18 protein-coding genes are annotated in these 18,826 nt (G+C 59.4%); 10 read left to right on the top strand and 8 right to left on the bottom strand.

Features of this window, described 5'->3' with window-relative positions; all coding sequences use genetic code 11:
• Positions 1 to 55 precede the first annotated feature (55 nt).
• Positions 56 to 898 (bottom strand): LOG family protein, encoded by an 843-nt coding sequence (locus TRL7639_RS17255; RefSeq protein ID WP_085797112.1) that lies wholly within the window; start codon positions 896 to 898, stop codon positions 56 to 58.
• Positions 899 to 977: 79 nt separating this feature from the next.
• Between TRL7639_RS17255 and TRL7639_RS17250 the strand changes: the two genes are divergently transcribed.
• From TRL7639_RS17250 to TRL7639_RS17240, 3 genes are all read left to right on the top strand, one after another.
• Complete coding sequence (locus tag TRL7639_RS17250; RefSeq protein WP_085797111.1) at positions 978 to 1,895, top strand: threonine/serine dehydratase; 918 nt, start codon at positions 978 to 980, stop codon at positions 1,893 to 1,895.
• Between the two features lie 100 nt (positions 1,896 to 1,995).
• A complete protein-coding gene (gene dapD / locus TRL7639_RS17245; protein WP_085797110.1) occupies positions 1,996 to 2,823 on the top strand; it encodes a 2,3,4,5-tetrahydropyridine-2,6-dicarboxylate N-succinyltransferase in 828 nt (275 codons plus the stop codon).
• A 94-nt stretch (positions 2,824 to 2,917) separates the two neighbouring features.
• Positions 2,918 to 3,685 carry a YHYH protein gene (locus TRL7639_RS17240; RefSeq protein ID WP_085797109.1) on the top strand — a complete coding sequence of 256 codons (768 nt, stop codon included), beginning with the start codon at positions 2,918 to 2,920 and terminating at the stop codon, positions 3,683 to 3,685.
• Here the strand turns inward: TRL7639_RS17240 and TRL7639_RS17235 are convergent.
• The gene (locus TRL7639_RS17235) at positions 3,682 to 5,250 is read right to left on the bottom strand and encodes a choice-of-anchor L domain-containing protein (protein ID WP_085797108.1); all 1,569 of its coding nucleotides are present in this window, start codon (positions 5,248 to 5,250) and stop codon (positions 3,682 to 3,684) included. The genes TRL7639_RS17240 and TRL7639_RS17235 overlap by 4 nt on opposite strands.
• 144 nt (positions 5,251 to 5,394) lie before the next feature.
• Between TRL7639_RS17235 and TRL7639_RS17230 the strand changes: the two genes are divergently transcribed.
• Positions 5,395 to 5,742, top strand: a complete 348-nt coding sequence (locus tag TRL7639_RS17230; protein WP_110647171.1) for a DUF8846 family protein — start codon at positions 5,395 to 5,397, stop codon at positions 5,740 to 5,742.
• Here the strand turns inward: TRL7639_RS17230 and TRL7639_RS17225 are convergent, their stop codons facing one another.
• The 3 genes from TRL7639_RS17225 to TRL7639_RS17215 form a co-directional block, all read right to left on the bottom strand.
• Complete coding sequence (locus tag TRL7639_RS17225) at positions 5,743 to 6,798, bottom strand: transporter substrate-binding domain-containing protein (protein WP_085797106.1); 1,056 nt, start codon at positions 6,796 to 6,798, stop codon at positions 5,743 to 5,745.
• A gap of 65 nt (positions 6,799 to 6,863) precedes the next feature.
• A complete protein-coding gene (locus TRL7639_RS17220) occupies positions 6,864 to 7,958 on the bottom strand; it encodes a Hint domain-containing protein (RefSeq protein ID WP_085797105.1) in 1,095 nt (364 codons plus the stop codon).
• A 2-nt stretch (positions 7,959 to 7,960) separates the two neighbouring features.
• On the bottom strand, positions 7,961 to 9,544 hold the full coding sequence (locus TRL7639_RS17215) for a Hint domain-containing protein (RefSeq protein WP_085797276.1): 1,584 nt from the start codon (positions 9,542 to 9,544) through the stop codon (positions 7,961 to 7,963).
• A gap of 294 nt (positions 9,545 to 9,838) precedes the next feature.
• Here TRL7639_RS17215 and dapE point away from each other — a divergent pair, with 294 nt between their 5' ends.
• The 4 genes from dapE to rnr are packed head-to-tail and all read left to right on the top strand — an operon-like array spanning position 9,839 to position 14,279.
• Positions 9,839 to 10,984 carry a succinyl-diaminopimelate desuccinylase gene (dapE, locus tag TRL7639_RS17210; protein WP_085797104.1) on the top strand — a complete coding sequence of 382 codons (1,146 nt, stop codon included), beginning with the start codon at positions 9,839 to 9,841 and terminating at the stop codon, positions 10,982 to 10,984.
• A complete protein-coding gene (locus tag TRL7639_RS17205; protein ID WP_085797103.1) occupies positions 10,981 to 11,406 on the top strand; it encodes a GNAT family N-acetyltransferase in 426 nt (141 codons plus the stop codon). Before dapE ends, TRL7639_RS17205 begins: the two co-directional genes overlap by 4 nt.
• Positions 11,403 to 11,981 carry a TIGR04282 family arsenosugar biosynthesis glycosyltransferase gene (locus tag TRL7639_RS17200; RefSeq protein WP_085797102.1) on the top strand — a complete coding sequence of 193 codons (579 nt, stop codon included), beginning with the start codon at positions 11,403 to 11,405 and terminating at the stop codon, positions 11,979 to 11,981. The genes TRL7639_RS17205 and TRL7639_RS17200 overlap by 4 nt, the downstream gene beginning before the upstream one ends.
• Before the next feature lie 45 nt (positions 11,982 to 12,026).
• Entirely contained in the window at positions 12,027 to 14,279 is a 2,253-nt protein-coding gene (gene rnr, locus TRL7639_RS17195) for a ribonuclease R (RefSeq protein ID WP_085797101.1), read from the top strand.
• Between the two features lies 1 nt (position 14,280).
• Here the strand turns inward: rnr and TRL7639_RS17190 are convergent, their stop codons facing one another.
• Together TRL7639_RS17190 and TRL7639_RS17185 are read right to left on the bottom strand one after the other, a co-directional pair.
• Complete coding sequence (locus TRL7639_RS17190) at positions 14,281 to 14,673, bottom strand: DUF1801 domain-containing protein (protein WP_085797100.1); 393 nt, start codon at positions 14,671 to 14,673, stop codon at positions 14,281 to 14,283.
• Positions 14,670 to 15,368, bottom strand: a complete 699-nt coding sequence (locus TRL7639_RS17185) for a glutathione S-transferase family protein (RefSeq protein WP_085797099.1) — start codon at positions 15,366 to 15,368, stop codon at positions 14,670 to 14,672. The genes TRL7639_RS17190 and TRL7639_RS17185 overlap by 4 nt, the downstream gene beginning before the upstream one ends.
• An 85-nt stretch (positions 15,369 to 15,453) precedes the next feature.
• On the opposite strand from TRL7639_RS17185, the gene TRL7639_RS17180 reads away from it, so the two are divergent.
• Both TRL7639_RS17180 and TRL7639_RS17175 read left to right on the top strand, forming a co-directional pair.
• Positions 15,454 to 16,167, top strand: a complete 714-nt coding sequence (locus TRL7639_RS17180; RefSeq protein ID WP_085797098.1) for a helix-turn-helix transcriptional regulator — start codon at positions 15,454 to 15,456, stop codon at positions 16,165 to 16,167.
• Positions 16,168 to 16,231: 64 nt separating this feature from the next.
• Positions 16,232 to 17,524 (top strand): lytic murein transglycosylase, encoded by a 1,293-nt coding sequence (locus TRL7639_RS17175; protein ID WP_085797097.1) that lies wholly within the window; start codon positions 16,232 to 16,234, stop codon positions 17,522 to 17,524.
• Between the two features lie 88 nt (positions 17,525 to 17,612).
• On the opposite strand, the gene TRL7639_RS17170 is transcribed toward TRL7639_RS17175, so the two are convergent.
• Entirely contained in the window at positions 17,613 to 18,824 is a 1,212-nt protein-coding gene (locus TRL7639_RS17170; RefSeq protein WP_085797096.1) for an ABC transporter permease, read from the bottom strand.
• Positions 18,825 to 18,826: the final 2 nt, after the last annotated feature.

Raw genomic sequence — 18,826 nt, 5'->3', positions numbered from 1 at the left:
GCCCCTCCTGTGTGGCTGAGGGGCCCAGTCTAGCACAGATTTGCCGATTCCCGGATCAGCGTCCCGGAATGTCGGTGCGCGGCGGTGCAACGCCCCAGTTTTCGATCAACTCCATCGCCTGCTGCGCGGTGTCGACAAAGCGGAACAGGTCCAGATCCTCGTCCGAGATCGTTCCTGCATCCGCCAGCGCGCCCCAGTTGATCACCTTCTCCCAGAATTCACGACCAAAGAGCAGGAACGGAACCCGATCCATTCGGCCGGTCTGAATCAGGGTCAGTGCCTCGAACAGCTCGTCCATCGTGCCGAACCCGCCGGGGAACACAGTGATGGCGCGCGCGCGCATCAGAAAGTGCATTTTGCGGATCGCAAAGTAGTGAAAGTTGAAGCTCAGGTCGGGGGTGACATAGGCATTGGGGGCCTGCTCGTGTGGCAACACGATGTTCAAGCCAATGGAACAGCCACCTGCATCTTCAGCCCCTCGGTTACCCGCCTCCATCACGCCGGGGCCGCCGCCGGTGACGATCACGTTCTCGCGGCAGCCCGATTGCTTGGATTTTTCGGCCATCAGTCGCGCAAATTCACGCGCCTCGTCATAGTACTCCGACAAATCCGCCAGCGTCTGAGTCCGCGCTGTGTGTTTCTGCGCGGGCTCTGGAATGCGCGCACCGCCGAACATCACGATGGTCGAAGTGATCTCTCGCTCACCCATCATCAGTTCCGGTTTCAGCAGCTCCAGCTGCAGACGCACGGGCCGCAGCTCATCCCGGCACAGGAAATCCTCATCCGCAAAGGCCAGCTTGTAAGCGGGTGAGCGGGTTTGCGGCGTATCCGGAACCTCGCGCGCGGTGGATCGGTCGGTACCCGCATCGCGGAAGGGGCTCAGGCGGTCTTCTTTCATGGCACGGGGTTCCCTGCTTGCGTGTTTTCCCAACAGCTATAGGGTTCGCCCCGGCAACACCAGTGACAGGAACGCGACCATGCAATGGAAATCGGACATCAAGGCGGCAGCAGAGCGGATTGTGGGTCATGTGCAAAAGACGCCGGTGATGACCGTCACTGGGTTTGGCCTGGATTATCCGGTTGAGTTGAAGCTTGAGCACACCCAGCACACTGGCAGTTTCAAGGCGCGGGGTGCGTTCAACACCTTGCTCAGTTGCGATGTTCCCGCGGCGGGTGTTGTTGCAGCATCGGGCGGTAATCATGGTGCGGCGGCGGCCCATGCGGCGCGGGCCTTGGGATACCCAGCAAAGATCTTTGTGCCCGAAATGGCAGGCCCGTCAAAGATTGCCCTGATCGAAGGGATCGGTGCGGATCTGACAGTTGTGCCGGGCGAATACGCCAATGCTCTGGCTTTGGCACAAACCTATGAGGCCGACACGGGCGCGATGCAAATCCATGCCTATGACGCGCCTGCGACCGTCGTCGGTCAGGGGACCTGTTTTGCGGAATGGGACGCGCAGGGGTTACAGGCTGATACGGTTCTGATCGCAGTTGGCGGCGGCGGTCTGATTGCGGGTGCTTTGGCGTGGTTTCAGGGCGCGCGCAAGGTTGTGGCGGTTGAACCTGAAACCTCTTGCGCGCTGAACGCGGCATTGAAAGCGGGTGAGCCGGTGGATGTCAGCGTGTCAGGTGTGGCGGCCAATGCGCTTGGCGCTCGACGGATCGGAGACATCTGTTTCGGGTTGGCGCAGGGGATGCAATCGGTGCTGGTCAATGATGACGCGATTACCGAGGCGCAACAGGTGGTCTGGCGCGAGCATCGCCAATTGGTCGAGCCTGCCGGGGCGACGGCACTGGCCGCGTTGATGTCAGGGGCATACGTGCCCGAGCCGGGCGAAAAGGTCGCTGTTCTGGTCTGTGGCGGCAATATCGCGCCCGATCCCCTTGCAACATGACTAAAACGCCGCAAAGAGGCGCGGGCGCGTCGGATTGCGCCTTGGCCCGTTGCCCCTTATAGGCCATGTCAACGTGACGAGAATCTCAGGGAGCCCATCCATGTCGAACGCACAACTCGAAGCCGCCATCGAAGCCGCCTGGGAGGCGCGCGACACAATTACTCCGGCCACCACCGGTGAACAGCGCGACGCCATCGAAGACACGCTGAACGCGCTCGACAGTGGCTCGCTGCGCGTGGCCGAAAAGCTGGAGAGCGGCGATTGGCACGTGAATCAGTGGGCCAAAAAGGCGGTTCTGCTGGGTTTTCGCATCAAGGACATGGAACAGCAGGACGGTGGGCCGCAGGGCGGCGGCTGGTGGGACAAGGTCGACAGCAAGTTCAAGGGCTGGGGCGACAACCAGTGGAAAGCTGCCGGGTTCCGCGCCGTGCCCAACTGCGTTGTCCGCAGATCCGCCTACATTGCACCGGGCGTGGTGCTGATGCCGTCGTTTGTGAACCTGGGCGCCTATGTGGACGAAGGTACCATGGTTGACACTTGGGCCACCGTTGGCTCGTGTGCACAGATCGGCAAGAACGTGCACCTGTCGGGTGGCGTTGGCATCGGCGGCGTTCTGGAACCCATGCAGGCTGGCCCCACCATCATCGAAGACAATTGTTTCATCGGTGCCCGGTCTGAGGTTGTTGAAGGCTGCATCGTGCGCGAAGGTTCGGTTCTGGGCATGGGCGTGTTCATCGGCCAATCGACCAAGATCGTCGACCGCGAAACCGGCGAAGTCATGTACGGCGAAGTGCCGCCCTACTCGGTGGTTGTGGCAGGCTCGATGCCGTCCAAGAACAACGTCAGCCTTTACTGCGCCGTGATCGTGAAGCGCGTGGACGAAAAGACCCGCTCCAAGACCGGGATCAACGAGCTGCTGCGCGACTGATCTCCAGCTCAAATCCAGAGTTTTAAAACGGCCGCGACGGAAATCTGTCGCGGCCGCGTTGTATCAGGCATCCGACAAGGGAGGAGGAGACCTGATGACACGTTTGTTTGTTCTGGGCGCGTTGATGACGCTTGCCATTGTTTTAAAAAGTTCTCCTGGTCAGGCGGCCAATTCCGTCAAGATCAGCACCAAGGGCGATCAGCTCTGCGTCAGTTCCAATGGAACGCCCAACCACACGATCGGCACTTTTCCGAATCGAGGGAACCCGCACCGGTTTCGGGCGCAAAAGCTGACGTATTGTATGGATGCGACGCCGCAGGACACGGGCCGTATTACGCATCGAGCCAATGCCTCGGGCATCTCGTTGACCGGCGTTCCTTTCCGGCCGGGTACGGCGGATTTCTATGATGCCTCCAGCCCGCGTGGGTTTTCACGCGACAGTTCCAGTGGTTGGCGGCTTGAGGGGATGGGAGCTGCGGACATGTTGGGAATGGACCGTCAGAACGCCCATGTCGATCATCGCGGGCTGTATCATTACCACGCCCCGGCCCCTGCTTTGACTGCATCGCTCAGGGGTACGGTGATTGGTTATGCGGCGGATGGCTTTCCGATCCATTACGTGGGCGACAGCGTCAAGCCGTCCTGGCAGCTCAAGCCGGGCAAACGCCCAACCGCGCCCTATGGTCGGTATGATGGGACCTACGAACAGGACTGGCAACATGTCCAAGGAAGCGGCAACCTGGATGAGTGCAACGGGGCCGTTGTTGACGGGAGTTACGTCTACTTTGCCACCGATCGCTTCCCCTTTTTCCCAAGGTGCTTTCGCGGTACGGTCAGTCGTGATTTTCTGGGCCGTCCCTAACCCCTGATCAACGCGCGGGTTTCGTACCCGCGCAAAGACATGCGGGCCGACGGACCATAGCCAAAATCGCTTTTGGTCAAATCGGGCATGAGGTTCAAAATCTCGGCCCGTGTTTCCGCATCAAAGGCCTCCATTGTCATGTCGCCGGGGTGATAGCTCTCGCTTTCCAAGCCGTTGCCACGCACGACCTCATGCCGGTCGAACAAGAGATGGACATAAGTGATCGGCTCGCCATCGGCGCAGCGTCGGATTGAGCGGTCGTTGATCAGATGTTTGGCCTGAACCAGAACCTCGGACGACCCGAACATCATTTCAGATAGGGCAGTGGTCAGTAAGACGCGGTGGTTGGGCGACACGGCAACGGCGTCATGATCACCAAGTGCACCACGGGCAAACAAAATCGGCGCGTCATTGCCCGTTGCAATCCGCTCGGTCTTTCCGATCCAGCGCAGCGGTTGTGGACCGTGATCACGGGTCAGTACCAGGTCACCTGGTCGCAATTCTTCGACCGGTATGGGGCCATCGACAGTGTCAATCAATGTTCCGGCCACAAAGCAAGGTGTCGTGCGGATGGTGACAATTGCCGTGTCGGTGTTCCCTGCACCGTCTTCGACCTGGTACGAGAAAGTATTCGACCCCTCGTCGCCATCGGAATCGATGGTCAGCGTCCCATCGCCGTTGACGGTGATTTCCTCACCGCTGTTCAGGGTGATCGTATCCCCCGCCGATACGGTTTGACCATTGATCATGGTGATCTTCATCTCGCCGGACGCCTGCGAGTTGTCGTTGGCGAGCACGTCGACGGTCTCTTCACCATCGCCGTTGATGTTGACTTCATCATTTGTGGCAATGAGCGTGGATTGGATGGAATCCCCTGCGATCAGCAGATTGGAATCGTACATCCCATCACCAGCATCGGCGATTGCGATCTTGATCGTGTTTACCTCACCGGCGTTCACCGGGGCCTTGACCGTCAGAGTGACGGTAAAGCCGTCCATCTCGGTATTATAGTCGTCCGATTTGGCCGCGTTGTCGACGTAGAGGTTGGAATTTGACGTGTCGTTGATGTTGTTGATGGTGACTTCGCCGTCCCCAACCATCAACTCGGCCGGTTGACCGTTGACGTAAATACCAACCGCATCGTTGAACCCCGATCCCACGTATTCGAGGTACTCCTCGGACGCGAAAGTGAATTGCATGGTCAATGTGTTGCCGTCTGGGACAAATTCGGCTTCAAACACCGCAGCATCATAGGTTTGCGCCCCGGCCATTTCGGTCAGATCATCGTCACCTGCACGCCAGTGATTGGTCGATGTGCCGGAACTGTCGTTCACATCACCCTTGCTGTTGGTGACGTCGCTGGCCCGGCCTGTGGACAGGATCACACCGGTGTCAGACGGGGTCAGCGCATCGCTGACACTGTCGCCGTTGCTATAGATGCCTGACGCCGAATTCGCCCCGATGTAATCGGCGCTTACGATTTTGACGCCGTCTCCGAACATGGCTTCGGCCATTTCCATGTCGGTCGCTTTGGTGTCTACGGGCAGCTTCGAGGCTTTGGGCATTTCGGTCTTCCAAACGTCTGTCTTTGACGTAGGAGTACCCGGGCAATTCTTCTGATTCCGTTTGCAACCAAGGGTGATTTATCTCGGATTTTACCGAACGAACGACCATTGACCCGCCCGCGCGCGGCACGGTATGGCGCGCATATGGAAAAGAAAAAGAAACCCTCCCGCCAGCAAGTCTATACCCTGTTGGTTCAGATCGGCCGCAAAGAGGGCGATGGCCTGCCCGATGGTGCGACCGGTGCGGCGCTGATGTGCTATGCCAGCGGCGTAGACGAGGCCGAAGCTGTGCGCGAGACGGTTGCCATCTTGAAACAGGCCGACACCGCACCGCTGGATGTGACCGGTTACGGCACGCTGGCCGAGCGCGAGGCGGAAGGGCATGACATCAGCGATGAAGAGCGCGCTCTGATGGATAGGGCGCTGGCGGAAAACGCAGTCATCGTGGCGCAGATGACGCCGTTCTTTGATGACGGCACGCTTGAGGCCTGATCAGTTCCGGACTCCGAACCATTTCCGGTAAAGATCGTCGTAGGTTCCGTCTTCGCGGATGGCCAACAGGGCTTGATTGACGTCCTCGACCAGAGGCGAGCCTGTTGGAAAGGCGATGCCGTAGTTCTCGCGCAGGAAGATGGCACCGGTCGTCGAGGCAAAATCGCGTCCTTCGTGCGTGGAATAGTAGGACAAGATCGGTGCGTCAAAAACCACGGCGTCCAGGTCGGCCTTTTCAAATGCAGCAATCATCGGGTCCAGCCCTTCGAAAGAGGCATAGGTGATTTCGCGGCGGTCCAAGAATCCGGCGGCTGTTGATCCATCGATGGTCCCGACGCGTTGTCCATACAGGTCGTTGACCGAATTGATCGAGCCGCTGATCGCCTCAACCGTCATTACCGAAGTGATCCTCGCGGTGAAAACCGACACAATGAACAGCGAAGAGATCACCAGGATCACGCCAAACACGCGGCCAAATGCGGTGCGGGGCACGCGCTCTTCAAAACCGCCGTTTACCACCAGGTTAAGGGCCCACCAGAACGACGGAAACCAGGCCTGATTGGCAGGACGGTCGAAGTAGGGTTGTGCGCGGCGTTCAAAATACCACATCAACATACCGCCACCCATCAGCATCAAGAAGGCAAGGCCAATGGCCATGAACAGGTCAAATGACAGCAGTGCGGACAACAATGATGGCGAGCGTGTTTGATCTGCAGGCACCATCAGTTGCAGACCGGATTCAAAGATCGGTTGGCTGAAATCCATCCGAGTTTCGCGCGCCGCGGTGATGGAGATGTTGGCGATGGCCATATCGGCGATGCCAGTTTCGACTGACGACAGCATGTCCGAGAATTGGTCGAACCTCTGAATTCGAATGTCCCAGCTCAGCGCTTCAGCCAAGGCCGTCATCAATTCGATCGAGAAACCTTCATCCGCTCCGTTCTCGGCATACGAGAAAGGCGGACGGGAGACCGTAGAGACCGTCAGGGTCTGTGCAATGGTTGCTTGAGCCCAAAGTGTGAGTGTCAGGCACAAGCCGAGGAGAAGGCCGCGCATATTAACCATCAAGATTTTACGCGTTCCTAGACAGATTCAACCAACCGGGCAAGCCCGCCTTTAGGTCAAGCAACCCGACGTTCAGCAAGGATGCGGGCGTCAAAGGCGCGCAAGACCGGGAATTTCGACCTTCCGTGGTCAGGTAGACCATGGCGATCCAACTGCCCCAACAGGCTTGCTGCCAGTTGCTGTGGCTTGCGACGCAAGCGACCGATGTACAGGCTTTCTGCAACTGTTCCTGCCGCCAGGATCGGTTCGTGTTCGGGCAAGAGCAACTGTTGATAGGTCACGGTCAATCCGCAATCAGCCGGCAAAACGGATGGGCCGCCCGCAAGATGGCAGACAGGGGTCAGAACAGCCTCGTGACCGAACATGTACTCGACCTCGCTGCCTGACAGCAAAAGGCGCTGATCGGGCGCGGTATGAATGTCCTGTTGCAGGCCAAAGTATGGCGCGCGCAGGTGGAGAGGCTTGGCTGTGCCGCGGGCCACCATTGTGCGGGTGATCTTGTGCAACACCGGCACAATCTCGAGATCGGCAGTCAGCACGACATCGCCGCGTTGAATCTTGCTGATCGGGCGATAGCCGTCTGGGGTGGCGACCGGCGTTGATGGCAGCAGCGTCGGCATTGGTCCGACCGCCTCTATGTCATTGCTGAGTGCCATATAGATCACGTCCGGCGAAACAAAGCGGTGTTCGCCGGGCTTGAACAGCGCACGCACGTCCCCGGCGCGGAGCGGGCAGGGACGCGGTACATCGGTCACAAACAAGGTGTCCTGATCGTTCTGTTCGACAGCCAACCGACCCCAGCGGGCAGGAGCGTCCCAGGAATAGGTTAGGCGCAAGACATCCAACCGACCCATCTCGGACGGGTTCAGGGCTTTGTGCAGAACGGAATCCCCCTGATAGAGGATCAGGATCAGCCCACCGCCTGGGATGGCCTGCAGCGACAGGTGAAAGGGCCAATCGCCACCGCGTTCATAAAACACCAGTGAGCGCGGGCGGCTTGTGGTGGGAAGCCGTGTTTCGATGACCAAGGAACCGCGCGTCAACAGATCATCTTCGCGCGGGCCGATCAGGGGCGGATCCTCGGGGTGGCGATCCAACCCCTGTGGGGCAAAGTGGTGGCCGTCGGCGTCAGAAAGCGCAATCCAGGTCATGATCAGGCCACCCTTTGTGCTGACATCAGAACTTTCGCCTCATACTTGCGCAGGGTGCGCCGGGCGGCAGGGCTGTAGCCTTGGCCCGTATCCGGGTCGAGTTCTGGAAAAATGGCGCAGATTTCGTCGACGATGGGTTGCTCGAACAGTTCGGTCGTTTGGGGGCCGGGCAGAAAACTCTCGGTTGGCAGACCTTCGGAGTAGATGACCTGATGTTTATCGAACATCAGGTGTACATATGTGACGGCACGGCCTTCGACGCGAGTGACCGAGTGATCATTGATCAGATCCTTGGCGGCAACCAGGACCTCACCCTCGCCAAACAACAGTTCGGCCAGACTGTCGCGAACCAGAACGCGGTGCTGCGGTGATACCAGAAGGTCGCGATGATCGCCGAATGTGCCCGCGCGAATGTGGATCGGTGCCAGATCCCCATGGGCTCGCACCGTGCGCCGCCCGATCCAGCGCAAGGGTTGAGGGCCGTCATCCTGGGTATCGACCAATTGCCCCAAGGCCAGCCGTTCGACCGGTTTCTCTCCGTCGGGGGTCTGGATCAGGGTGCCGGAAACGAAACAGGGAACTGAACTGACGTTGACGATCCCGGTGTCTTCGTTCGTACCGTTCGTCACACCGTAGGTGAAATTGAAATCTTCGGTGTCTCCGTCTCCGAAGATCGTGATTGTACCGTCACCGTTTAGCTGAATGGTTTGTCCGGTATTGAGCGTTACAGTGTCGCCAGCGTTGACGGCGACCCCGTTTAGATGGGTGATCGTTAGCGTGCCACCGCTCGTGTTCTGATCATTGGATAAGACGTCAATGGTTTGTGACCCATCTGGGTGTACGGTCGTGCTGTCCTCATTTGCGACCAATGCGGTCTGGACGCTGTCCGCCGCGATCAAGAGCGCTGAATCATAGCTGCTGTCGGACACATCGGCGACGCCGATGCGAATGTTGTTGACGACACCGGGAACGACATCGATCGTCAGCGTCATGGTGACCGTCAGGCCATCCATTTCTGTGTTGTAGTCGTCGTTTGTGTTGTCCAGAAACAGGTTTTCGTTGTTGGTCGAATTGATGTTGCCGGGGTCGGCATCCCCATCGCCAAATTGCGTATCTACCTGGGCACCGTTGATCCAGACGCCTACAAAGTCCTGATAGACCGAGTTTACGAACTCCGGATACTCTTCCGATGCAAAAACAAACTGGAACGTCATCTGCGTGACAGTCGGGTCGTCGACAGTAAAGCTGATGTCTAGATATGAGGCGTCAAATGTATTTGTACCTGCGGCCGCGTTGAAATCCGCATTGTTATCTTCACCAGAGGTGTTGGTTGATGTGCTTGCCGAACGGTTCGGGTCACCGCCGCCGCGGGTGTAATGGTTCACGCGCCCTGTCGAGAGAATGACACCGGTGTCAGATGGGGTCGCACCGGGGGCCAAAGCGTCCCCGTTCGAAAAGATTGCCGAGGATCGGCTCCATCCAGAGTATGAGGCATCGACGACGGTTACCCCGTCACCAAAAATCGTCTCGGCCATCTGAATAGCAGATGCATTTGTATTGTAGCCAAGCTCCGCACCGGTCGCCATGTCCTGCCCCAACCCTTGGTATTGATGAGGCATTGCACCCGGCTGCAGGGGTTGTCCCCTGTCCAGACAAAACGGGTAGCCACGACCGTTTCATTGACGGCGCGCGGTTTGGTTTCGGTCAGTCTTTTGCGACTGTACTGCTAGGTGCCCTGCCTCGGGTCATATTATTACTCAAAGGGTTAGCACGGGTTTCGCCCATCTGTTAAGCACATTTGGGCCGAAAGGGGTTGGCAACGCGACCTTTTCGTCACAAGTGTGGCGCAACAAAAGGTCCTGACCCAAGCGAGAGACGAGATGACCCAGACCGACGCCGCCCAATTGACCGCTGATCTGATCCGCTGCCCTTCGGTGACGCCGGACGAGGGCGGGGCACTGGTATTGCTGGCCGAAAAACTGAGCGCTGCCGGGTTTGAATGCACCCGTGTGGATCGCGGCGCGGTGTCGAACCTTTTTGCCCGCTGGGGCGCCAAGGGCCACGCGCGAACCTTCGGATTCAACGGGCATACGGATGTCGTCCCCTTGGGAGATGAGGCGGCCTGGACCATGGCGCCGTTTGGTGCAGATGAGAAAGACGGTTTCATGTACGGGCGCGGGGCCACCGACATGAAATCAGGCGTTGCTGCGTTCGCGGCGGCTGCCGTTGACTACGTCACGCAGACCCCGCCGGATGGGGCCGTGATCCTGACCATCACCGGCGACGAAGAGGGCGATGCCATCGATGGTACCACTGCCCTGTTGGACTACATGGATGCCGAGGGCGAGGCGATGTCAGTTTGCTTGGTAGGTGAACCAACTTGCCCGGATACCATGGGCGAGATGATCAAGATCGGCCGACGCGGTTCGATGACGGCATGGTTTACTGTGACAGGCGTTCAGGGACATTCGGCCTATCCGCACCGCGCCAAGAACCCGTTACCTGCCCTGGCGCGCCTGATGGACCGGCTTGCAAGCCATGAGTTGGATCAGGGGACCGATCACTTTGATGCGTCGACCCTGGCAGTGGTGACTATGGATACCGGCAACCCCGCCACTAACGTGATCCCGGCGCAATGTACCGCTGCCGTGAACATTCGTTTCAACGATACGCACACCGGCGCGGGGCTGACAGACTGGCTGCAAGCCGAGGTCGATCAGGTGGCCCAGGCCTTTGGTGTCGAGATCGGCATGAAGGTCAAGATCTCGGGCGAAAGCTTTCTGACCCCTCCGGGTGAATTGTCTGATCTGGTCGCGGCCTCGGTTGAGGCGGAAACCGGCATAAAGCCCGAGCTGTCGACCACCGGCGGCACTTCGGACGCGCGCTTTGTGAAAAATCACTGCCCGGTGGTCGAATTCGGTTTGGTTGGGCGCACTATGCATCAGGTGGATGAACGGGTTGAGGTGGCGCAGATTCACCAACTCAAAGGTATCTATGCGCGTATCCTGCGGGATTACTTTGCATGATGCTGACCATTGAGGTGACCCAGGATCGCGACGCCTGTTTCGTGCTCCGTCACAGGGTTTTTGTCGAGGAACAGGGTGTTCCGATCGAAGAAGAGATCGACGTCATGGACGAGGTCGCAACACATATGCTTGCAACGCTCGACAGCGCGCCATCCGGAACAGCGCGTGTTCTGTTTGATGGTGAAACGGCCAAGATCGGCCGCGTATGTGTGCTGCCTCAAGGGCGGGGAACTGGCATGGGTGTAGCGCTGATCCGCAAAGGGATAGAGATAGCGCAAGAGCAATCGGGCATCACGCGGGTCAAATTGGGCGCGCAGGTGCAGGCGCTTGGGTTCTATGAAAAGCTGGGGTTTGAGGTCTGCGGTCCGGTTTATGACGATGCAGGGATAGACCATCGCGACATGGTATTGAACCTGGCATGAAGCGCACGCTGGTCATCATGGTCAAGGAGCCGCATCCCGGACGGGTCAAGACGCGGCTGGGGCGTGACATCGGCATGGTTGGCGCGGCCTGGTGGTTTCGCCATCAGACTCGCAGCCTGATCCGTCGCCTGCGTGATCCACGCTGGCAGATCGTTTTGGCCGTGGCCCCTGACCGCGAAGGTTTAGAGAGCTGCATCTGGCCCGTTGATCTACCGCGCGCACCGCAGGGGCGCGGCGATCTGGGGGACCGAATGGGGCGTATGCTGCGCGGGATGCCACCCGGTCCGGTTTGCGTGATCGGAGCGGACATCCCCGATATCACTTGTCCGCGTATTTCTCGGGCTTTCCAAGCGCTTGGATCGCATGAGATGGTGTTTGGTCCGGCCCCCGATGGCGGCTATTGGCTGGTGGGGGCCAAGCGTGCGGCAGCCCTCCCCAACACGCTGTTCAAGGGCGTGCGCTGGTCGACCGAACATGCGCTGGCTGACACGATGGCCAGCGTTCCCGGCCTTCGAATAGCCTTGGTGGATGAGCTGCGTGACGTGGACACCAAAGCGGATTTGTCCCGGCTTTGACGTTTTGGTCATGACCTTGTCAAAGGGCCGTGATAGGCCAGAGGTATGACGCGTATTCCCACCAAGGAAGAAATCCTCGACTGGATTTCGGCCAACCCGACCCTCACTTCGAAACGAGACATCGCCAAAGCCTTTGGCATCAAGGGCTCGGACCGGATCGACCTCAAGCGGCTGCTCAAGGAGCTTGAGGCCGAGGGACATCTGGAAAAACGCAAGCGCAGCTATTCAGATCCGGACCGCCTGCCGCCAGTCAGCGTGTTGCAGGTCAAAGCGCCGGATGACAACGGTGATCTCTTTGCCAAGCCTATGGAATGGCATGGCGAAGGGGTCGAACCTGTCGTGCTGGTCATTCCGCGCGCCTCGGATCCCGCCTTGGGCGCAGGGGATCGCATCCTGGCCCGTCTGACCGTCGTGCATGAAGAGGACCACAATTACGAGGCCCGCCTGATCCGCCGCATCGGGGCAAATCCCAAACGCATCCTGGGTGTGTTCCGCAAGCGCAGCGAAGGCGGGCGGATCGTGCCCATCGACAAATCGGCAGGCACCGAATGGACCGTGGACGAGGCTGCTGTGCTTGGCGCCAAGGATGGCGAGTTGGTCGAGGCCGAGCAGGCCGGACCCAAGGGCCGCATGGGTCTGCCAAAGGCGCGGATCGTGGAACGATTGGGTGATCCGTCTGCGCCCAAAGCAGTGTCGCTGATTGCCATCCATCAGCACGGCATCCCCGATGACTTCCCCGACAAGGTGATTGCCGAGGCCGACGCCGCAAAGCCCATGGGGTTGAGCGGTCGCGAGGACCTGCGCGATCTGCCTTTGCTGACCATCGACCCCTCGGATGCGCGCGACCATGACGATGCGTGTTATGCCCATGCCGATGATGACCCCAAGAACCCGGGCGGCCATATCGTCTGGGTCGCAATTGCAGATGTGGCGGCTTATGTACGTCCGGGTTCAGCGCTGGATCGCGAGGCGCGCAAGCGTGGTAACTCCAGCTACTTCCCTGACCGCGTGGTCCCGATGCTGCCCGATCGCTTGTCGGGTGATCTGTGTTCGTTGCACGAAGGTGTGCCGCGCGCCTGTCTGGCGGTGCGGATGCAGCTCGATGCAGACGGCAATAAGCTGTCGCACCGCTTTGTGCGCGGGTTGATGCGCTCGGTCGCCTCGCTGCATTACGCCGAGGTGCAAGACGCCATTGACGGCAATCCAAACGACCGAACCGGGCCGCTTCTCGACCCGATCCTGAAGCCGCTTTACGCAGCTTATGGGGCTTTGAAGAAGGCGCGCGAAGAGCGGCAGCCGCTGGACCTGGATCTGCCGGAACGCAAGATTGTGCTGGATGACGATGGCACGGTACAATCGGTGAATTTCCGCGACCGGCTGGATGCGCACCGCCTGATCGAAGAGTTCATGGTGCTGGCCAATGTGGCCGCCGCCGAGACGCTCCGCGCCAAGAAATCCCCGCTTCTGTTCCGTGTGCACGAAGAGCCTTCGCCCGAGAAGCTGGAGTCGCTGCGCGAGACTGCGCAGGCGGCGGGATACAACCTAGCCAAGGGGCAGGTGCTGCAGACACGTCACCTGAACACGTTGCTGCGAGCAGCAGCGGGCACGGACGATGCAGAGTTGATCAACTTGTCGACCCTGCGGTCAATGGCGCAGGCCTATTACTCGCCTGAAAATTTCGGTCACTTTGGCCTCGCTTTGCGCAACTATGCGCATTTCACCTCGCCCATCCGACGCTACGCCGACCTGATCGTGCACCGCGCTTTGATCAAAGCGCATGGTTGGGGCGATGATGGGCTGCAGGTCGACGAGATCGACCGGCTGGAAGACACGGCCACCCATATCTCGGACACTGAACGCCGCTCGATGATGGCCGAGCGCGATACGACGGATCGCTATCTGGCTGCTTATCTGAGCGAGCGGGTGGGCAATGAATTCTCTGGCCGGATCAGTGGCATGGCGCGGTTCGGGGCATTCGTGAAGATGGACGAAACCGGGGCCGACGGGCTGGTTCCCGTGCGTTCGCTGGGGCGGGAGTTCTTTCATTTTGACCGCGAAGCCGGAACGCTCATGGGGTCCGACACTGGCATGATCCTATCCATCGGTCAGCGGGTCACGGTGCGTCTTGCTCAGGCCACACCCGTCACCGGCGGGCTGGAGCTGGAACTGTTGTCGGTCGAAGACAAGGCTATGCCAAAGCCGGTCAGCCCTGCGGGTCGCACGCAGCGTCGCAAGGCGATCAAGGGCAAGCGCAAGCGGGACAAGATCAAGCGCAAGGTGGAGCGGAAGCGGCGCTAACTCACTTCTTTTTGTGGTAGGTCAACGCCCGGGCGATGAGCCAGCCGTGCCGCCCCTCGTCAATTTGGTCAGCATCCGTGAACAGGATAGCCCGGGTTCCCTCGATCTGGTCTACATTGGGAAAGGCCATTTCGTAGTCCGGGATCAGGCGGCTTTGGCAATGGACAAACAGGGCAAAGCCGCCGGACTTTGGAACACCCAACCGGATGGTTGATCCCTTGGCCGTCAGATAGGCAGGCTGACCCCATTTCAGGGTTTCTTCAACCTGCGGCGCATTGGGCAAGTCACTGGCCACGTCAAAGATCAGCTCGCGCAGGCGGAGCAAACCGTCGCGCGGTTCGCATGGGATCGCCGCATAAGCTGCGGCGACCTGTTCGTTGGCATAGGGTGTCATTTCAAATCAAACGCCTGATCCATTCTTGCGACATAGTCGGTCAGCAGCCTGTCATTGGCAATGCGCTGTTGCAGGGGCGTTTTCACCGGCGTTGCCGACATCGCGGCCAGCATCGGAGCGACAGAGTAGTCGGCAGAGGTTGGCGTGCTGCCCATCAAAAACGGAGAATGCCACAGGAATGCGGAGATTGCGGTCAGGTCGTTCTCGACCCGCTCCAACCGTTCGGCTTGCGAAAACCGGGACACGCCTTGCATGTCCAATCCGCGCAGAACCGACTTGCGCACCGATTTGGTGATCGGCCCCCGGATCAGGCGCGGCACGCCAGAAAAGAATGTCTCGCGCAGGATCGGCCAGACCTCGTCATTGCCCCAGCGGTCCATGACCAGCTGAAAGTACAGATGATCCTCGGCCATGCGGATCAGGGCGCGGGATTGGCCCTTTTGCAGGTCACTCAGGCCTTGGTCAAAATCCGCGCCTTGCGCCTCAAGCCAGCCGCGAATGGCATCGCTGTCTGGCATTAGTCGCTCAGGCGTGCGTAGCACCGGAAGCTTACGATGGGGCATCTTACGTGGGTCCAGCAGGTCGGACCGTTGCCACGCTTGCCCGGAGGCTTCGAGAAGATAGGCGGCTTTGACACAGAAGGGGCTGCCGCTGAAGAGGCCAAAGGCTGAGGGGTAAATGAGAAGGGTCAACATGACTGAACTCCGAGATTTGAATTGAGTCGGACCCTAGGCGTGCGTGATGACAGTTTCTGTCATTAGTGTTAGGCAGTATGAACCCATGTCACGCACCGCCCGCCTGTTCCAATTGATGCAAGCCCTGCGTTCAGGGCCGCAGCCGCGCACCTCGATCCAGTTGGCGCAGGATCTGGGGGTTTCGCCGCGCACGGTGCATCGCGACATCGACACACTGCGGGGCTTGGGCGCGGTGATCGACGGTGAAGCCGGGTTTGGCTTTACCTTGATAGAGGACGCGACACTGCCGCCCTTGGGGTTTTTGGATGACGAGCTTGAGGCGTTGGTTCTGGGCCTGCGTGAGGTCGAGTTGATCGGCGATCCAGCCTTGTCCGAAGCGGCCAGTGCGGCCCTGCGCAAGTTGCAAGGGCGATTGCCGCAGCGCCAGTCCCATCGGCTGAGCCACGCAGTGCTCACGGCCACCCGATTTGACCGCCCGCCCAAACCGGGGATCGAGGTTGCGCGCCTGCGCAAGGCAACGTGGGATGAGCAGGCGGTTGAGTTTGGGTATTCGGACGCACATGGAGCCGAGACTCACCGTCGGGTGAACCCACTGTCGATTGTCTATATGGATCGGGCCAGCGTTTTGGTGGCCTGGTGTCATCTGCGGCAGGACTTTCGCACCTTTCGTCTGGATCGTATGCGCGAGTTGGTTGTGACCGAACAGAGCTTTCGTCCCAATCGGGTGCCGCTACTGCGCCAGGCCATCGCGCGACTGCGTGCGCAACAAGCGGCGGAGGATTGCACACCGCCTGAGTGATCTCTTTTGCGGATGCGGCTTTCACGCTACCCTTGTGCCAGAGCAGACAATCGGGACAACCAAGATGCGTGTATGGCTGAGTGCTGCGGCAATGACCGCCGCCATGATGCCCGGGGCAAGCACCGGGTCCGAGACCAAAACCACAGTCAAACTGGCCTCGGCAGAGGTTCTGACCTCGCCGAGACCGCAATTGCGACCCGCGAGGGTGGATGCGGTAAAACCCACCGCTGTGGCGTCCGAGGGTGGCTTTCAGGAATGGAAGGTTGGCTTTGGCCCTCGAGCCGAAGCTGCGGGGATCAAACGGTCGGTTTGGCAGGGCGCTTTAAACGGTGTGAGCTACGACGCCGAGGTCATCAAACGCGATCGCAACCAATCCGAGTTCACCAAGACGGTTTGGGTCTATCTGGACAGTGCGGCCTCGGATCTGCGGGTGCAGAACGGGCGGGCAGCGCTGAAAAAGCGCGATGCGCTGCTGAACCGGATCGAGGCCAAGTATGGCGTCGAGAAAGAGGTCGTTGTGGCGATCTGGGGGCTGGAAAGCGCCTATGGCACGTTCCGGGGCTCAAAGAGCGTGATCCGCTCGCTGGCGACCTTGGCCTATGACGCGCGGCGCAGTGAGTTTTTTGAGGAACAGTTGATCGCAGCGCTGCAAATCTTGCAGGCGGGCGATGTGGCCAGCCGCAACATGAATGGCAGTTGGGCCGGTGCCATGGGACATACACAGTTCATGCCGACCTCGTTCCTGGACTATGCCGTGGATCATTCGGGTGACGGCAAACGGGATATATGGTCCGACGATCCGACAGACGCCTTGGCGTCCACGGCCGCTTATCTGGCCGCGCATGGGTGGACCAAAGGGCAGCCTTGGGGTGTTGAGGTCACCTTGCCCAAAGGGTTCGATTACACTCTGGCAAATCGTGAGATCACCAAGAGCCCCAAGGAGTGGGCCAAGCTGGGGGTGAAAGGCGTGAATGGCAAGGCGGTGCGCAACCATGGCGCGGCATCGATCCTGTTGCCCGGCGGGGCAGAGGGCGTGCCCTTCATGATCTTTGACAACTTCGAGGTTTTAGAGAGTTACAACACGGCTGATGCTTACGTGATTGGCGTAGGCCACCTGAGCGACCGCATCCGGGGGGCGGGTAAGCTGCAAGGTGGTTGGCCGCGCGGAGACCGCGCATTGACCTATGACGAGCGGATTGAGTTGCAGGAACGCCTGACCGCCAAAGGGTTCGACACGCAAAAGATTGACGCAAAGATTGGCCCGCTGACGATAAATGCAGTCCGGGCCTATCAGGTGGCCAATGGGATGGTGCCGGATGGCTATGCCTCACCTGGCTTGCTGCAAAGCCTGAGATGAAAAAAGAGGGGCGCTGCCCCTCTTGATCCTTTGGATCAATTCACCCCGCCGTATTTTCCACGAGAAGAACGGCGGGGTGTTTTTTTGTTTAGCCGGGTGACATGCCCCGCAGACGTTCCGAACGGCGGCGCAGCAGTTCGACCGTGGTCAGCAGCGCGATCGAAATCACCACAAGGATCGTGGCCACCGCCAGGATGGTCGGGCTGATCTGCTCGCGCAAGCCGGTGAACATCTGCCACGGTAGCGTCTTCTGGCTGGCTGAGCCGACGAAGAGGACCACAACAACCTCGTCAAACGAAGTGATGAAAGCAAAGAGGCCACCCGAGATCACGCCGGGCAGGATCAGAGGCATCTGCACCCGGAAGAAGGTGGTCACAGGATTTGCACCCATGTTTGCGGCCGCACGAGTCAGTGAACGGTCGAAGCCCACCAGTGTCGCTGTCACGGTGATGATCACAAAGGGAATGCCTAGAACCGCGTGGGCCAGAATGACTTTGACGTATCCCACGAAGTTTTTGGAAAGCCCCAGTGTACCTTCCATCCAGTTGCCGATGCTCGAGTAGAAGAAGAACATGCCGGTGGCCGAAATGATCAACGGCACGATCATCGGTGAAATCATGATGGCCATGATGGCGCGGCGACCGGGCACGTGGCTCTGGCTCAGGCCGATGGCGGCCAAGGTTCCCAGGCTCACCGAAATGACTGTGGCGATCGGCGCAATGATCAGGGAGTTCTTGAACGACCGCTGCCATTCATTGTTGGTGAAGAAGTCCTGATAATGCTTGAGCGAATAGCCTTCGGCCTCAAACCGGAGCATTTCCGGCGTAAACGTAAAGAAGTCCTGCGAGTTGAAGCTGAGCGGCATGACCACAAGGATTGGCGTGATCAGGAAGACAAAGATCGCGCCACAGATCACCCGGAAGCCGTAATGCCACAGAACCTGACCGGGGGTCAGATAGGGCAACAGATGCTGGCGATAGCGGCCTTCGTACATCCAGTATGTGAACCAATGAAAGAACCAGCCCGCAATTGCGCCCAGGATTGCACCGGGAATGCCACCAAAGACATAGCCCAAGGCGACAAAGACCAGGATCGAAATCCACTTGGCCATCTGTTCGTTCTTGAGCGCAAAGATGTAAATTGCCGCCAGGGCCGTGACGATGGCCGCGCCGATGACGATGCCAAGGAAACCGGAGTTGTTGGCGGTGCCGACAAAGAGCCCCAACAGTCCGCCTGACGCCGCAACGGTTGGCAGGACAAGAGACATCGGTTTGCGCGAGATAGGTGTGAGTGCAGCCATGT

The organism is Falsiruegeria litorea R37, assembly GCF_900172225.1.
Classification (GTDB): Bacteria; Pseudomonadota; Alphaproteobacteria; order Rhodobacterales; family Rhodobacteraceae; genus Falsiruegeria; species Falsiruegeria litorea.
This window is presented reverse-complemented; position numbering and strand designations above follow the sequence as displayed.

What these genes read in the sequence shown, in the direction of transcription:
- TRL7639_RS17215 (WP_085797276.1), bottom strand. Translation starts at nt 9,544, where the DNA reads ATGGCGACCGGTGCGGAGCTTGGCTACAATACAAATGCATCTGCTATT.
- TRL7639_RS17170 (WP_085797096.1), bottom strand. Translation starts at nt 18,824, where the DNA reads ATGGCTGCACTCACACCTATCTCGCGCAAACCGATGTCTCTTGTCCTG.
- dapD (WP_085797110.1), top strand. Translation starts at nt 1,996, where the DNA reads ATGTCGAACGCACAACTCGAAGCCGCCATCGAAGCCGCCTGGGAGGCG.
- dapE (WP_085797104.1), top strand. Translation starts at nt 9,839, where the DNA reads ATGACCCAGACCGACGCCGCCCAATTGACCGCTGATCTGATCCGCTGC.
- TRL7639_RS17225 (WP_085797106.1), bottom strand. Translation starts at nt 6,798, where the DNA reads ATGCGCGGCCTTCTCCTCGGCTTGTGCCTGACACTCACACTTTGGGCT.
- TRL7639_RS17190 (WP_085797100.1), bottom strand. Translation starts at nt 14,673, where the DNA reads ATGACACCCTATGCCAACGAACAGGTCGCCGCAGCTTATGCGGCGATC.
- TRL7639_RS17220 (WP_085797105.1), bottom strand. Translation starts at nt 7,958, where the DNA reads ATGACCTGGATTGCGCTTTCTGACGCCGACGGCCACCACTTTGCCCCA.
- TRL7639_RS17180 (WP_085797098.1), top strand. Translation starts at nt 15,454, where the DNA reads ATGTCACGCACCGCCCGCCTGTTCCAATTGATGCAAGCCCTGCGTTCA.
- rnr (WP_085797101.1), top strand. Translation starts at nt 12,027, where the DNA reads ATGACGCGTATTCCCACCAAGGAAGAAATCCTCGACTGGATTTCGGCC.
- TRL7639_RS17205 (WP_085797103.1), top strand. Translation starts at nt 10,981, where the DNA reads ATGATGCTGACCATTGAGGTGACCCAGGATCGCGACGCCTGTTTCGTG.
- TRL7639_RS17250 (WP_085797111.1), top strand. Translation starts at nt 978, where the DNA reads ATGCAATGGAAATCGGACATCAAGGCGGCAGCAGAGCGGATTGTGGGT.
- TRL7639_RS17175 (WP_085797097.1), top strand. Translation starts at nt 16,232, where the DNA reads ATGCGTGTATGGCTGAGTGCTGCGGCAATGACCGCCGCCATGATGCCC.
- TRL7639_RS17185 (WP_085797099.1), bottom strand. Translation starts at nt 15,368, where the DNA reads ATGTTGACCCTTCTCATTTACCCCTCAGCCTTTGGCCTCTTCAGCGGC.
- TRL7639_RS17240 (WP_085797109.1), top strand. Translation starts at nt 2,918, where the DNA reads ATGACACGTTTGTTTGTTCTGGGCGCGTTGATGACGCTTGCCATTGTT.
- TRL7639_RS17230 (WP_110647171.1), top strand. Translation starts at nt 5,395, where the DNA reads ATGGAAAAGAAAAAGAAACCCTCCCGCCAGCAAGTCTATACCCTGTTG.
- TRL7639_RS17255 (WP_085797112.1), bottom strand. Translation starts at nt 898, where the DNA reads ATGAAAGAAGACCGCCTGAGCCCCTTCCGCGATGCGGGTACCGACCGA.
- TRL7639_RS17200 (WP_085797102.1), top strand. Translation starts at nt 11,403, where the DNA reads ATGAAGCGCACGCTGGTCATCATGGTCAAGGAGCCGCATCCCGGACGG.
- TRL7639_RS17235 (WP_085797108.1), bottom strand. Translation starts at nt 5,250, where the DNA reads ATGCCCAAAGCCTCGAAGCTGCCCGTAGACACCAAAGCGACCGACATG.